The organism is Schinkia acidoalkalinis (genome assembly GCF_054301215.1).
The window spans coordinates 2,058,471-2,073,772 of record NZ_CP182573.1; the positions used below are offsets into that span (position 1 = coordinate 2,058,471).

The following is a 15,302-nucleotide window of genomic DNA, read 5'->3' on the forward strand; positions in this document are numbered from 1 at the left end:
ATCCGTTCAATAAAAGACTCAGAGGTGCATTTTCAAGATTGATTGCGTAAACTACTTTCAGCCGGTGGTAGTTCTCTCTTTTAGGCAAATACAAATCTTTACTTTTCCTCATCAACGTTGTGAGAATATTTAACTTTATTTTTAAATATATCTATACTATATTACCTTTTTTGCTAATTGCCAATCTTTTTAATTTCTATCATTACAATAAAGATTGCAAACGTGCAAGGATCTTGTCTTTGCCAAGCAGATGAATTGCTTGCGGTAAATCCGGACCATGAACAGAGCCAGTTGTGGCAACACGTATTGGCATAAATAGATTTTTCCCTTTTTGGCCTGTTTCCTTTTGTACAGCCTTCATTGCTGCTTTAATTTCCTCTGCAGCAAAGTTTTCAAGCTGCTCGATTTGAGCCTTAAAGCTCTTAATCACTTCCGGTACAGTTTCTCCACTTAATACCTCTTTCGCCTCATCATCAAATTCAAGGTCTTCTTTGAAGAATAGATCAGTGAGTTCGACAATCTCAGCACCATAGCTCATTTTCTCTTGATGGAGTGCGATTAAGTCGCGAGCCCATGCCTTTTGCTCAGCTGTTAACTCCTGAGGCAACCGACCTGCTTTAATAAGATGTGGCAGTGAAATGCCAACAAGTCTGTCGACATCAATCTGTTTAATATATTGGTTATTCATCCATGTCAACTTATGTGTATCAAAGACTGCAGGTGACTTTGCCAAACGACTAGGGTCAAAGAGTTTAATAAATTCTTCTTTCGTATAAATCTCTTGTTCTCCGCCCGGAGACCAGCCTAATAGTGCAATAAAGTTAAATAATGCCTCTGGTAGATAGCCCAATTCTTCATATTGCTCAATAAATTGAATGATTGATTCATCACGTTTACTTAACTTTTTATGTGATTCATTAACGATAAGTGTCATATGACCAAAGATTGGTGCTTCCCACCCAAATGCCTCATAAATCATTAACTGCTTCGGCGTGTTGGAAATATGATCATCTCCGCGAAGGACATGGGTCATTTCCATCAAATAATCATCAATAACAACAGCATAATTGTAAGTTGGTATACCATCTTTCTTGACGATAACAAAATCGCCAATACCATTGGATTCAAAAGAGACTTCACCTTTAACAATATCATTGAACGTATAGGTCTTATCTGCTGGAACTTTAAAGCGGATGCTCGCCTTTCGTCCTTCTTTTTCAAGCGCTTCTTGTTCTCCGTGTGTTAAACCGCAGCATTTTCTAGAATAAGCTGGCGTTTCGCCTCTAGCCATTTGTGCTTCCCGCTCTTCGGCAAGCTCCTCTTCCGTACAATAACATTTATAAGCAAGACCTTTAGCTAATAATTCCTCTGTATGCTTATTATAGATGTCCAACCGCTCTGTTTGACGGTATGGACCATAGCCGCCATCCTTATCAACACTTTCATCCCAGTCAATGCCAAGCCATGTTAAATATTTCAGCTGGCTTTGTTCTCCACCTTCAACATTTCTCTTAACATCTGTATCTTCAATGCGAATAATAAATTTACCGTTTTGGTTTCTCGCAAATAAATAATTAAACAATGCTGTCCGTGCATTTCCAATATGTAAATGTCCTGTAGGACTTGGTGCATATCGAACTCTAATTTCCTTTGCCATTATTCAGACACCTTCCGTTCAGTTTTCCTTTTCCTAAAATTTCTACTCTATCTTAATGAATAAAAAGGTAGTGGTCAAGCCTTTGTCCTTTAATACAAGCCTTATTTAACAAGAAGAATGACCGCCTGGGCTGCAATTCCTTCACTACGCCCAGTAAAGCCTAACTTTTCTGTTGTCGTTGCCTTCACATTCACTTGTCCAATCTCGGCTTCTAATAGACTTGCAATCCGCTCCCTCATTTGTTCAATATAGGGTGCCATTTTTGGCTTTTGGGCAATAATAGTGCAGTCTAAATTTCCAAGCTTGTATCCTTCTTTTTTTACTAAAGCCCAAACATGCTCCATTAACTTCGCGGAGTCTGCTCCTTTAAAGGCTGGATCTGTATCAGGAAAATGCTTGCCAATATCCCCAAGTGAGAGTGCTCCTAATGCCGCATCGCTAACGGTGTGTAGAAGTACGTCTGCATCTGAGTGACCAAGCAATCCACTTTCATAAGGAATTGTAATGCCGCCAATAATAAGCGGTCTTCCCTCCACTAACTGATGAACATCAAATCCTTGGCCAATTCTAATCATTCATTATCCCCCTCTGTTGTTATAAGGTATTATCCTTTATTGATGATCTACATCTATTGGTTTTTTTCATGCAAATATATATTCCATAAGTCGATTATTGTGACCGAGTTTGATTGGACAACGTAAAAAACTAGCGGGTAGTTAGAATCTTAAGTTTTTATGCGGACAAACACGAAAATAGTCTCACTTCCCTGAACTACCCAGATGTTTTTTCGTGTCCGCATAAAAACTTGCATTATGATATCTATGAATTGTCCAATCACTTTAGGGAACAATAATCGGCTTAGGGAATAATTTCATCGCAATTTAAAAGCGAAGTAAATCATTGAGGTTTTCTTTTGGCTAATATAGCCTCTCCATATAGCAAGTCCTCAGGTGTTGTCAGTTTAATATTCTCATAATCACCCATCACAATATGTACGTTTTTCCCCATTCTTTCAACAAGACTCGAATCATCTGTGCCTAAAAACTGCTGCTTTTCGGCCTCTTCGTGTGCCGCTAAAATAACAGAAAGACGAAAAGCTTGTGGGGTTTGCACCGACCACAAGCTTGAACGCTCCACTGTTTTTTGTACTATATTGTTCTGAACTGCTTTAATTGTATCTTTCACAGGAACGGCCACCACTGCACCTTCATATCGAACAACACATTGTACAAGGTCATGAATCGTTGTCTTTTTGATAAAAGGTCTAGCACCATCATGGATTAAAACAATCGTATTTAGAGCTTCATCTTCGAAAGCCTTCAATCCATTATAGACACTATGTTGCCTTTCCTTGCCGCCATTTACAATTTTAATCACTTTTTTAATGTGATATTCACGAATAAGTTCGATAAAAATATTTACTTCGTGTTCGTTAACAGCAAGAATGACACCTCTACAATCATGGTCCTGTTCAAATACATTCAAAGTATGAATGATCACCGGTATGTTATTCAATTTAATAAATTGTTTATTCATCCCCGCGCTCATTCTTTTCCCTTGGCCTGCCGCAGGTATTACTACATAATAGTCCATTTTGTTCACCTAATAGTAAAAGTCCAGAATTTTTCTTATAATGCTTTTTCTAAAAGTTTGGGTTTGGCGAAAATCATACGACCCGCTGACGTTTGCAATACACTTGTTACAAGTACATCAATACGTTTGCCGATATAATCTCGGCCCTCCTCGACAACAATCATCGTACCATCATCAAGATAGGCAATCCCTTGATTATGCTCTTTCCCATCTTTAATAACCTGAACGCTTAATTCTTCGCCAGGAAGAACAACTGGTTTGACCGCATTTGCCAAGTCATTAATATTGAGTACTGAAACATTTTGCAATTCGCACACTTTATTTAAGTTAAAGTCATTTGTAACAACGATTCCAGAAGTAATTTTCGCTAATTTTACTAGCTTACTATCAACCTCTTGGATATCTTCAAAATCGCCTTCATAAATCTCAACATTAATCGCTAATTCTTTTCTAATCCGATTGAGAATATCCAGACCACGACGGCCTCTATTTCGCTTTAAGGCATCTGAGGAATCAGCAATATGCTGCAATTCTTCCAGAACAAATTGCGGTATTACAATCGTACCTTCTAAAAACCCTGTTTGGCAAATATCCGCAATACGGCCATCTATAATGACGCTTGTATCAAGTATTTTTAACTTGCCTGCCACATATTCCTCTACGTTTTCCGCCTCATTCGATAGCGGCTTCTTTTTATCCTTTGTCCCTAACCGGGCTGAAATTGAAAATAAATTTATAAGTTCTTCTCGCTTTTTAAAGCCAGTTTGAAACCCTAAATAACCGAGAAACAATGTTACAAAGATTGGAATGATCGTGCTTAATACTTCAAACTTTATGCCTTTTAAAGGAATCATAATTAAAAAGGCAACAATCAAACCGATAATCAATCCTAGGCTTCCAAACATGATGTCAGTTGCCGGCGCCTTTACCAAAGCTTCCTCAATCTTACGTATTAACCCAACGATATAATCAGTTAACCAAAAAGTAGAAAGAAATAAAATAAGTGCTCCATAAACGGTACATGCATAAGGAGAAGCAAACCACCCATTATTACCGAGTTTCAATAACTCTAAAAATAGCGGGAAATACAAATACCCTAAAGTTCCACCAACAACAATAAAAAACAGCTGTACAATTCTTTTAACCATTCCTTCACCTCCTTTAACATTATTAACTACTTTTCTATTTTAAAAACATATTCTTAGGTGAAAAGTTATTTCCTTTTCTATTTTATATTGAAATTACTATAAATATCAATTTTATAGGCCGATTACTAAAAATTGCATACAATTACCCAAGTGTGTACGACAATGCTTGAGCAATAGTAGAGACGCCGATTACTTCGATTCCTTTAGGGGGAGTCCAGCCTCCAATATTATTTTCAGGAATAATAACCCGCTTAAAACCTAGCTTTGCAGCCTCTTGGACACGCTGCTCTACTCTTGATACTCTTCTAATTTCTCCCGTCAATCCAACCTCCCCGAAGACAACATCTGTTGGATTAGAGGGCTGATCCCGAAAACTTGAAGCAATGCTTACAGCCACGCCTAAATCGATGGCAGGTTCATCAAGCTTAATGCCACCGGCCACTTTCAAATAGGCATCGTAATTCCCCAACAGGAAGCCCGCTCTTTTTTCTAAAACAGCCATAATAAGTGATACCCGGTTATGATCGATTCCTGTTGCCATCCTTCGTGGGTTTCCAAAGCTTGTAGGAGCAATTAATGCCTGAATTTCAACCAACACCGTTCGCGTACCCTCCAATGAAGCAACAACAATGGAGCCGGATGCCCCTTCTGCTCGTTCCTCTAGAAATATTTCCGACGGATTCAGAACTTCCCTTAGCCCCTCTTCCTTCATTTCAAATATACCCATTTCATTCGTAGAACCAAACCTGTTTTTAACTGCTCTTAAAATCCGATAAGTATGATGGCGCTCCCCTTCGAAATACAAAACAGCATCCACCATATGCTCTAATAACCTCGGTCCGGCAATCGACCCCTCCTTTGTTACATGGCCAACAAGAAAGATGGCAACTCCCTTTGTCTTAGCAATTCTCATAAAATGGGAAGTACATTCTCTAACCTGTGACACACTGCCTGGGGCAGACTGAACCTCGGGATGATAGACCGTCTGAATTGAATCAATGACAACAAAGGTTGGACTTAACTCATCAATTGCCTTTTCAATAAAAGCTAGATCGGTTTCCGATAAAACAAAAATGTTATCACTTGTTATACGTAAACGGTCGGCACGAAGTTTCGTTTGGCGCACAGATTCTTCACCAGAAATATATAAAACCTTGTAATGGCTATTCGCAAGCTGAGAGGAGATTTGTAAAAGAAGCGTGGATTTTCCGATTCCGGGATCTCCACCAATTAAAACGAGTGACCCAGGGACAATTCCCCCGCCTAACACTCTATCCATTTCCTTATAGTCTGTATAGATTCTTGGCTCACTCATTGATTCAATGGATGTGATAATTTGCGGTTTATTTGACCCTGCTGCTGTTGTAGAGGAAGTAACAAATGATTGGCGTCTTGAGGTTTTTGGCATCTCCAGTTCCTCCACCATTGTGTTCCATTCATTACATCCAGGACATTTCCCCATCCACTTTGGGGTTTCATAGCCACAGCTTTGGCAGCAAAACTTTGTTTTTCTCTTCGACATAAAAAAGTTCCTCTCTTATATAAATTACCACTTATTGTTAATATTTATGATACCACATTCAATATTGTAATAAAAATATGCTTAAAACAAAGTGAAGGACGCATTTTACGTCCTTCACTTTGTGCCTATAGCGTTTTTACCACATAATCATCGCCTTCTACATCGATGATGACTTTTTGACCCTTTTGTACTGTTCCTTTTAATAGTTCTTCAGATAAACGGTCCTCAACCTGTTTTTGCAATGCCCGTCTTAATGGACGTGCACCATATTCCGGATCAAATCCTTCATTGGCAATTTTCTCTTTAGCTGCCTCTGTAATTTCAAAGTTGATATCTTGTTCTTTTAACCGTTTTGTTAATTCATTGGCCATTAATGTAACAATCTCATTAATATGCTGTTTCTCTAATGAGTGGAAGACGATGATTTCATCGATTCGGTTTAAGAATTCAGGACGGAATGCTTTTTTCAAGGCATCCATTACTTTCGATTTCATATCCTTGTATTCTTGACCTTCTTGTACATTAAAGCCGACATACTTATTACGCTTCAATTCACTAGCACCGACATTTGAAGTCATAATTACGATCGTGTTGCGGAAGTCAACTGTACGTCCCTTAGAATCTGTTAAACGGCCATCCTCTAAAACTTGAAGAAGAATATTAAATACTTCTGGATGGGCCTTTTCGATTTCATCTAATAAAATAACAGAATATGGCTTACGACGAACCTTTTCTGTTAATTGGCCGCCTTCTTCATGGCCAACATAACCTGGAGGTGAACCCACTAATCGAGATGTCGTATGCTTCTCCATATACTCTGACATATCAATGCGGATGAGTGCGTCTTCATCACCAAACATAGCTTCTGCAAGGGCACGCGCTAATTCTGTTTTACCTACTCCAGTAGGGCCCAGGAAAATAAAGGAGCCGATTGGGCGCTTAGGGTCCTTCAAACCTGCACGCGCTCTACGAATTGCTTTGGAAATTGCCTTTACTGCTTCCTCTTGACCGATTACTCGAGAATGGAGAATGCTTTCCATATTCAATAATCGTTCTGTTTCAGCCTGCGCTAATTTAGAAACAGGAACACCCGTCCAAGCAGATACTACCAAAGCAATATCTTCTGTCGTAACCTCTGAATTTTCTTTTCCTTGCTTTTCTTTCCATTCTTTTTTCGTTTTTTCAACATCTTCACGTAGACGCTGTTCTGTATCACGTAATGAAGCCGCCTTTTCAAACTCTTGACTTTGTACGGCTGCATCTTTTTCTTTACGAATTTCCTCTAACTTTTGCTCAAGCTCCTTTAAATTAGGTGGAGCAGTGTAAGAACGAAGGCGAACTTTTGCAGCTGCTTCATCAATCAGGTCAATTGCTTTATCAGGAAGGAAACGATCTGATATATAGCGGTCTGATAATTTAACTGCTTCTTCAATTGCTTCATCTGTAATCGTTACACGGTGATGCGCTTCATAACGGTCACGTAACCCGTGTAAAATTTGAATAGCTTCCTCCTGTGTCGGCTCACCAACCTTAATTGGCTGAAAACGGCGTTCAAGGGCCGCATCTTTTTCAATATATTTACGATATTCGTCAAGTGTTGTCGCTCCGATACATTGCAATTCACCGCGTGCAAGTGATGGCTTCAGGATATTAGAGGCATCGATTGCACCTTCTGCCCCACCAGCACCAATTAATGTATGCAATTCATCGATAAAGAGAATGATGTTCCCTGCTTGGCGAATTTCATCCATTACCTTCTTGAGGCGGTCTTCAAATTCACCGCGGTACTTTGTACCAGCTACAACAGTTCCCATATCCAATGTCATGACCCGCTTATTACGAAGAATCTCTGGCACTTCATTCTGTACAATTTGTTGAGCAAGACCTTCAGCAATGGCTGTTTTACCAACACCAGGCTCACCAATTAGAACAGGATTATTTTTCGTACGGCGGCTTAATACCTCAATCACACGTTGAATTTCCTGACCACGCCCAATTACAGGGTCCAGACTGCCTTCACGGGCAATTTGCGTTAAATCGCGGGCCAAACTATCCAATGTAGGCGTATTTGCATTTGCAACCGCTCCACCAGAGTGACTGCTTGATGTAGATTCATTGGACCCTAGAAGTTGTAAAACTTGCTGACGAGCTTTATTTAAGCTCACCCCTAGGTTATTTAATACACGTGCGGCAACACCTTCACCCTCACGAATTAATCCAAGCAAAATATGCTCAGTACCAACATAGGAGTGACCAAGTTTCCTAGCTTCATCCATGGACAATTCAATTACTTTTTTCGCTCTTGGCGTATAGTGGATGGTTTGGCTAACCTCATCTCCTCTGCCGATCAGAGCTTCCACTTCTTCTTGAATCTTCTCAGGACCTAGGTTTAGGGCGATAAGAGCTTTTGCTGCAATTCCTTCCCCTTCCCGAATAAGGCCTAACAAAATATGTTCTGTTCCAATATTGCTATGGCCTAAACGAACTGCTTCTTCTTGCGCTAGTGCTAATACCTTTTGTGCTCGTTCCGTGAATCTTCCAAACATCATTTAGATCACTCTCCCATCGAATCCTTTTCTAATTTCAATCGTTCTCTAATTAGGGTTGCTCTCCTAACATCTCTTTCTTCAGGAGTTAGTTTTTTTCCTGCAAATCTTTGTAAAAAACCTGGCTGAGTTAAAATCATTAATTCACTTAAAATAGTTCTTGATACATTTTGAATAAATCCTAAATCAATACCAAGCCTTACATCTGATATACATTGGGAGGCCTCACTTGATGAAATGATGCGGCTATGTGCTAATTTGCCGTAAGAACGCCAAACCTTATCCTCAAGCTGAATGTGGGAATTTTTCACCATCATTTCTCTTGCTGTGCGTTCTTGAGCAATAACTTGTGCTACTACACTCTCTAAATCTTTAACAATGTCTAGCTCGGACATTCCTAAGGTAATCTGATTCGAGATTTGGAATATGTTTCCCTGAGCCTGGCTGCCTTCTCCATAAATCCCTCTAACTACTAATCCTAGTTGGTTTATTGCCGGGATTATTTTATTCATTTGATTCGTCAAAATAAGTGCAGGTAAGTGCAGCATAACAGAGGCTCTTAAACCCGTACCTACATTTGTTGGACAGCTAGTTAAATACCCCCGCTTTTCCTCAAATGCAAAATCGATGCTTTCCTCAATCCAATCATCTATATTATTTGCAACTTGAAGCGCTTGTGATAACTGTAGCCCCGGAAATAAGCATTGAATCCGTACATGATCCTCTTCGTTTACCATGATGCTGACCTCTTCATTTTCCGAAAGGATTACGGCACCATGTTCTGAGTTTTCCGCAAGGAGGGGGCTTATTAAATGTTTTTCCACTAATACATGCTTATCAATAAACTCCAGATTATCCATTTTGATTAGTTCAAAATTACCGATAGTATCAAAGCTGTGATTAACAATCGAGTTAGTAAGCAATTCAATGACCCGCTCAAGGTCCTCAGCGGAGGCTAAGGTTGGAAAAACAATATCTCTCAGATTTCTTGCTAAACGGATTCTACTGCTGAGGACAATATCGCTATCCGGGCCTTCTACACTCATCCACGGGCTCAAAGCTTGATTGATAAAGCGTTGTAATGACATGAATTAATGCTCCCCCTCTCTATGCTCATGTAAGAGCAGCTCTAAGGAGCGGATTTTATCTCTTAATTCAGCTGCTTTTTCAAATTCTTCATGTTGGATGGATGCTTGCAGTTGTTCTTTCAAAGCGGAAATTTCTTTCGATAGATGAAGGTTTCCGCCAATTCGTTTTGGAATTTTACCAACATGTGTTGTATTTCCACTATGAACTCTTCTTAGGATTGGATCTATTTTGGAGCTAAATGTTTCATAACAATTCGAACACCCAAATCTACCCATTTTAGAAAACTGCTGAAAGGTCATGCCACATTGCTTACATTGGACAGTATCTATATTTATAAATGGATTGGTATTATGACTTGCAGCAATAGGATAGTCTAAATTTAATAAACCGGATAGGAGATTGCTGATTGAAAAACCTCCTCCACCTGACATAATTTCACCCTTTTCCCTTGCACATTGCTCACATAGGTGTGTTTCCGTCTTTTGACCATTCACAATCTTAGTAAAATGGAGTGAAGCAGGGTTTTGGTGACATTCTTGGCATTCCATAATAACACCTCTCCCTCTTTTGTAAATTATTTAAATTTCAAAGTAAAAAGCATCGATTTAAGTATTTTTGAACGAAGCTCGTCTCGTGCGGGTAAGTCTATCAAAAGGACACTTCGATCAATGGCACTTAATAGTAATTTCGCTTCCCGTCCAGAAACTGCTTGTTCTTCAAGCAACCTTTCAACTAGAACTTCAGCTGTGGATTGTGAAATACGATTCGGGATTAATTCTAACATTTGGTCAACTAATTCGGCATGATCATCTGATTCAACTTTTATAATGCGAATATAACCGCCGCCGCCCCTTTTACTTTCCACAATATATCCTTTCTCAATTGTGAAGCGAGTATTAATAACATAATTAATTTGTGAGGGGACACATTGGAATTTTTCAGCTATTTCATTTCTTTTAATTTCCACAACACTTTCTTCGCTGACGTTTAAGACCTTTTTCAAATATTGTTCAATAATATCAGAAATATTTCGCATCAATCCCTCCCCTTTCTCCTGACTTTGACTTTCTTTGACCATGTATATATTATATAAGTTTTCTGTACTGTTTTTCAACTAATTAGTCTGCTTCAAGTCAATAGTAGCATTCCCAATATTTCAGGTACACAAACTGCTCCAGTGATATTTAAAATATTTGGTGGACATACTTCAGTGTAGAAATCTTATCCTGAAGTTCAGCAAGGATTGATGGGTCATCTGCAATATTAATTTCGATTGTTACCTTTTTCCGTTCCCGCTCACCTTCCCCTTTTTTTTCTTTCATTGTTTTTATAGACACGTTTTGGAACGTTACATTATTCTCCTCTAATACCTTTAGGACCTCATGTAACCTATTGCATTCCTTGTCCATTACAATATTGATTAATTGAAAAGTATTAGTTGAAAAAATTTTTTTTTCAAACTTATTCAAGGTAATTAAGCTTAATAAAACAACAATCGTCGTCAATAAGGCCGGTGCTATCATACCAACCCCGACAATCAAACCAATGCCCGCCACAATCCATATCGACGCTGCAGTAGTCAATCCGCGAACAGTAGCACCCTTTACCAAGATTGTTCCTGTACCTAGAAAGCCAATCCCGCTAATAACATAAGAAGGTATTCGCGCTGGATCAAACCTGATATTTTGGTGAGTATCAATATAATCCTTAAACCCATACAAAGATAGGAGCATCATTAAACAAGAACCAACGCCAACTAATAGATGGGTGCGAAAGCCTGCTGGATGTTTTTTTATCTCACGCTCAAGACCAATTACTCCACTTAAGAGTGCAGCCAAAAATATTCTAAAGGTCATTACCCAAAAGTCATCCCCTAATATTTGTTCCATTAAAAGCCCCCCTATTTACATGTCTACTTATATAATTCGAAATATAGTAGGTATTATCCTTGTTAGTATTATTAACTATATTTATGCAAATAGTTTTAAGCTGATATGGGCTTTGGGTGTTTGTTCTTTACGCAATTTTATTATGTATTGGTAAGCAAGCACAGGGCTTGTATTTTTTATTTTATTATTGGGGTTGGTTAATAATGCAGATTTCTTCAATTTTTATTTTATTTAATTACCAAATACAACACAAAAAAGAGTAGCACATTCGCTACTCTTTTTTGTTTGCTTGGCAACGTCCTACTCTCACAGGGGGACAGCCCCCAACTACCATCGGCGCTGAAGAGCTTAACTTCCGTGTTCGGAATGGGAACGGGTGTGACCTCTTCGCTATCGTCACCAAACATATATTTAAATGAAGGTTGTTCCTTCAAAACTAGATAATCTGTATTCATATTTACACTACATTGTCCAGCTCCAGCTCCCAGCGACTAGTAAACTTCGCTCATCTCCCTACGATAAGTCAACATCGACTCACTTTCGTTCGTCGTGTTTCCTTTATCTCAGTCGATGCGCTCCAGTTTTGTCGTGCGCTAAACGGTCGCTTCCGCTTTTCTATTTGGTTAAGTCCTCGATCGATTAGTATCTGTCAGCTCCACGTATCGCTACGCTTCCACCTCAGACCTATCTACCTCATCGTCTCTGAGGGATCTTACTTCTTACGAATGGGAAATCTCATCTCGAGGGGGGCTTCATGCTTAGATGCTTTCAGCACTTATCCCGTCCGCACATAGCTACCCAGCGATGCCTTTGGCAAGACAACTGGTACACCAGCGGTGCGTCCATCCCGGTCCTCTCGTACTAAGGACAGCTCCTCTCAAATTTCCTGCGCCCACGACGGATAGGGACCGAACTGTCTCACGACGTTCTGAACCCAGCTCGCGTACCGCTTTAATGGGCGAACAGCCCAACCCTTGGGACCGACTACAGCCCCAGGATGCGATGAGCCGACATCGAGGTGCCAAACCTCCCCGTCGATGTGGACTCTTGGGGGAGATAAGCCTGTTATCCCCAGGGTAGCTTTTATCCGTTGAGCGATGGCCCTTCCATGCGGAACCACCGGATCACTAAGCCCGACTTTCGTCCCTGCTCGACTTGTAGGTCTCGCAGTCAAGCTCCCTTGTGCCTTTACACTCTGCGAATGATTTCCAACCATTCTGAGGGAACCTTTGGGCGCCTCCGTTACTCTTTGGGAGGCGACCGCCCCAGTCAAACTGCCCACCTGACACTGTCTCCCGCCCCGATCAGGGGCGTGGGTTAGAATTTCAATACAGCCAGGGTAGTATCCCACCGATGCCTCCACCGAAGCTGGCGCTCCGGCTTCTCAGGCTCCTACCTATCCTGTACAAGCTGTACCAAAATTCAATATCAGGCTGCAGTAAAGCTCCATGGGGTCTTTCCGTCCTGTCGCGGGTAACCTGCATCTTCACAGGTACTATGATTTCACCGAGTCTCTCGTTGAGACAGTGCCCAAGTCGTTACACCTTTCGTGCGGGTCAGAACTTACCTGACAAGGAATTTCGCTACCTTAGGACCGTTATAGTTACGGCCGCCGTTTACTGGGGCTTCGATTCAGAGCTTCTCCGTAAAGGATAACCCCTCCTCTTAACCTTCCAGCACCGGGCAGGTGTCAGCCCCTATACTTCGCCTTACGGCTTCGCAGAGACCTGTGTTTTTGCTAAACAGTCGCTTGGGCCTATTCACTGCGGCTCTCTCGCGCTTGCACGCTACCAGAGCACCCCTTCTCCCGAAGTTACGGGGTCATTTTGCCGAGTTCCTTAACGAGAGTTCTCTCGCGCATCTTAGGATTCTCTCCTCGCCTACCTGTGTCGGTTTGCGGTACGGGCACCTTCTACCTCGCTAGAAGCTTTTCTTGGCAGTGTGGAATCAGGAACTTCGGTACTATTTTCCCTCGCCATCACAGCTCAGCCTTTACAATGAGCGGATTTGCCTACTCATTAGCCTAACTGCTTGGACGCGCACAACCAACGGCGCGCTTACCCTATCCTACTGCGTCCCTCCATTGCTCAAACGGTAAAGAGGTGGTACAGGAATATCAACCTGTTGGCCATCGCCTACGCCTTTCGGCCTCGGCTTAGGTCCCGACTAACCCTGAGCGGACGAGCCTTCCTCAGGAAACCTTAGGCTTTCGATGGACAGGATTCTCACCTGTCTTTTCGCTACTCACACCGGCATTCTCACTTCTAAGCGCTCCACCAGTCCTTTCGGTCTAGCTTCAAAGCCCTTAGAACGCTCCCCTACCACTGACACGTAAGTGTCAATCCACAGCTTCGGTGGTACGTTTAGCCCCGTTACATTTTCGGCGCAGAGTCACTCGACCAGTGAGCTATTACGCACTCTTTAAATGGTGGCTGCTTCTAAGCCAACATCCTGGTTGTCTGGGCAACTCCACATCCTTTGCCACTTAACGTACACTTTGGGACCTTAGCTGGTGATCTGGGCTGTTTCCCTTTTGACCACGGACCTTATCACTCGTAGTCTGACTCCTAAGGATAAGTCTTTGGCATTCGGAGTTTGACTGAATTCGGTAACCCGATGGGGGCCCCTAGTCCAATCAGTGCTCTACCTCCAAGACTCTTACCTTAAGGCTAGCCCTAAAGCTATTTCGGGGAGAACCAGCTATCTCCAAGTTCGATTGGAATTTCTCCGCTACCCACACCTCATCCCCGCACTTTTCAACGTGCGTGGGTTCGGTCCTCCATCCAGTGTTACCTGGACTTCAACCTGGACATGGGTAGATCACCTGGTTTCGGGTCTACGACCACGTACTCTTGACGCCCTATTCAGACTCGCTTTCGCTGCGGCTCCGTCTCTTCGACTTAACCTTGCACGGGATCGTAACTCGCCGGTTCATTCTACAAAAGGCACGCTGTCACCCATGAATGGGCTCCAACTACTTGTAGGCACACGGTTTCAGGATCTCTTTCACTCCCCTTCCGGGGTGCTTTTCACCTTTCCCTCACGGTACTGGTTCACTATCGGTCACTAGGGAGTATTTAGCCTTGGGAGATGGTCCTCCCAGCTTCCGACGGGATTTCACGTGTCCCGCCGTACTCAGGATCCACTCAAGAGGGAACGAAGTTTCAGCTACAGGGCTGTTACCTTCTTCGGCTGGCCTTTCCAGACCACTTCACCTACTTCATTCCTTTATAACTCCGTATAGAGTGTCCTACAACCCCAAGAGGCAAGCCTCTTGGTTTGGGCTGTTTCCGTTTCGCTCGCCGCTACTAAGGAAATCGCATTTGCTTTCTCTTCCTCCGGGTACTTAGATGTTTCAGTTCCCGGGTCTGCCTTCAATACCCTATGTATTCAGGTAAAGATACTGTCCCATTACGAACAGTGGGTTTCCCCATTCGGAAATCTCCGGATCAAAGCTTACTTACAGCTCCCCGAAGCATATCGGTGTTAGTCCCGTCCTTCATCGGCTCCTAGTGCCAAGGCATTCACCGTGCGCCCTTACTAACTTAACCTAAGATGATTGATTGAATCATCATGATTGTAATAAGAACTTTCTTACAGTAAATATGAATGTTTACGATTATCTAGTTTTCAAGGAACACAAAAATGGTGGAGACTAGCGGGATCGAACCGCTGACCTCCTGCGTGCAAAGCAGGCGCTCTCCCAGCTGAGCTAAGCCCCCAAAATAATGATTATGGTGGGCCTGAATGGACTCGAACCATCGACCTCACGCTTATCAGGCGTGCGCTCTAACCAGCTGAGCTACAGGCCCATAATCAAGAGAAATGCTCTCTCAAAACTAAACAAAATGTCGAAGC

General features: G+C 41.8%; 10 protein-coding genes, 2 tRNA genes, 2 rRNA genes and 1 other annotated feature (1 of these 15 only partly in view). All 14 genes read right to left on the reverse strand.

The window, feature by feature from the left end; genetic code table 11:
• Positions 1-124: a binding site (T-box leader), on the reverse strand; it reaches 122 nt to the left of the window's first position.
• A 78-nt stretch (positions 125-202) separates the two neighbouring features.
• The 14 genes from gltX to ACNQFZ_RS10890 all read right to left on the reverse strand — a co-directional run bounded on the left by gltX (position 203) and on the right by ACNQFZ_RS10890 (position 15,256).
• The gene (gene gltX / locus ACNQFZ_RS10825; protein WP_458415219.1) at positions 203-1,657 is read right to left on the reverse strand and encodes a glutamate--tRNA ligase; all 1,455 of its coding nucleotides are present in this window, start codon (positions 1,655-1,657) and stop codon (positions 203-205) included.
• A 101-nt stretch (positions 1,658-1,758) separates the two neighbouring features.
• Positions 1,759-2,232, reverse strand: a complete 474-nt coding sequence (ispF, locus tag ACNQFZ_RS10830) for a 2-C-methyl-D-erythritol 2,4-cyclodiphosphate synthase (protein WP_458415220.1) — start codon at positions 2,230-2,232, stop codon at positions 1,759-1,761.
• Between the two features lie 322 nt (positions 2,233-2,554).
• Complete coding sequence (gene ispD / locus ACNQFZ_RS10835; protein ID WP_458415221.1) at positions 2,555-3,250, reverse strand: 2-C-methyl-D-erythritol 4-phosphate cytidylyltransferase; 696 nt, start codon at positions 3,248-3,250, stop codon at positions 2,555-2,557.
• Between the two features lie 35 nt (positions 3,251-3,285).
• Positions 3,286-4,398 carry a PIN domain-containing protein gene (locus ACNQFZ_RS10840; RefSeq protein ID WP_458415222.1) on the reverse strand — a complete coding sequence of 371 codons (1,113 nt, stop codon included), beginning with the start codon at positions 4,396-4,398 and terminating at the stop codon, positions 3,286-3,288.
• Between the two features lie 142 nt (positions 4,399-4,540).
• Positions 4,541-5,920 (reverse strand): DNA repair protein RadA, encoded by a 1,380-nt coding sequence (gene radA / locus ACNQFZ_RS10845; protein ID WP_458415223.1) that lies wholly within the window; start codon positions 5,918-5,920, stop codon positions 4,541-4,543.
• A 125-nt stretch (positions 5,921-6,045) separates the two neighbouring features.
• Positions 6,046-8,469, reverse strand: a complete 2,424-nt coding sequence (clpC, locus tag ACNQFZ_RS10850; RefSeq protein WP_458415224.1) for an ATP-dependent protease ATP-binding subunit ClpC — start codon at positions 8,467-8,469, stop codon at positions 6,046-6,048.
• A gap of 5 nt (positions 8,470-8,474) precedes the next feature.
• The gene (locus tag ACNQFZ_RS10855; RefSeq protein ID WP_458415225.1) at positions 8,475-9,554 is read right to left on the reverse strand and encodes a protein arginine kinase; all 1,080 of its coding nucleotides are present in this window, start codon (positions 9,552-9,554) and stop codon (positions 8,475-8,477) included.
• 3 nt (positions 9,555-9,557) lie between these two features.
• Positions 9,558-10,103: a UvrB/UvrC motif-containing protein gene (locus tag ACNQFZ_RS10860; protein WP_458415226.1), complete on the reverse strand. Its 546-nt coding sequence runs from the start codon at positions 10,101-10,103 to the stop codon at positions 9,558-9,560.
• A 26-nt stretch (positions 10,104-10,129) separates the two neighbouring features.
• Complete coding sequence (locus ACNQFZ_RS10865; protein WP_458415227.1) at positions 10,130-10,591, reverse strand: CtsR family transcriptional regulator; 462 nt, start codon at positions 10,589-10,591, stop codon at positions 10,130-10,132.
• A 148-nt stretch (positions 10,592-10,739) separates the two neighbouring features.
• Positions 10,740-11,444 (reverse strand): MgtC/SapB family protein, encoded by a 705-nt coding sequence (locus ACNQFZ_RS10870; RefSeq protein WP_458415228.1) that lies wholly within the window; start codon positions 11,442-11,444, stop codon positions 10,740-10,742.
• A gap of 287 nt (positions 11,445-11,731) precedes the next feature.
• Positions 11,732-11,848 (reverse strand): 5S ribosomal RNA (gene rrf / locus ACNQFZ_RS10875).
• 215 nt (positions 11,849-12,063) lie between these two features.
• Positions 12,064-14,995 (reverse strand): 23S ribosomal RNA (locus ACNQFZ_RS10880).
• Positions 14,996-15,090: 95 nt separating this feature from the next.
• Positions 15,091-15,166: transfer RNA gene (locus tag ACNQFZ_RS10885), tRNA-Ala, on the reverse strand.
• Between the two features lie 13 nt (positions 15,167-15,179).
• A tRNA-Ile gene (locus ACNQFZ_RS10890) sits at positions 15,180-15,256 on the reverse strand.
• Positions 15,257-15,302: the final 46 nt, after the last annotated feature.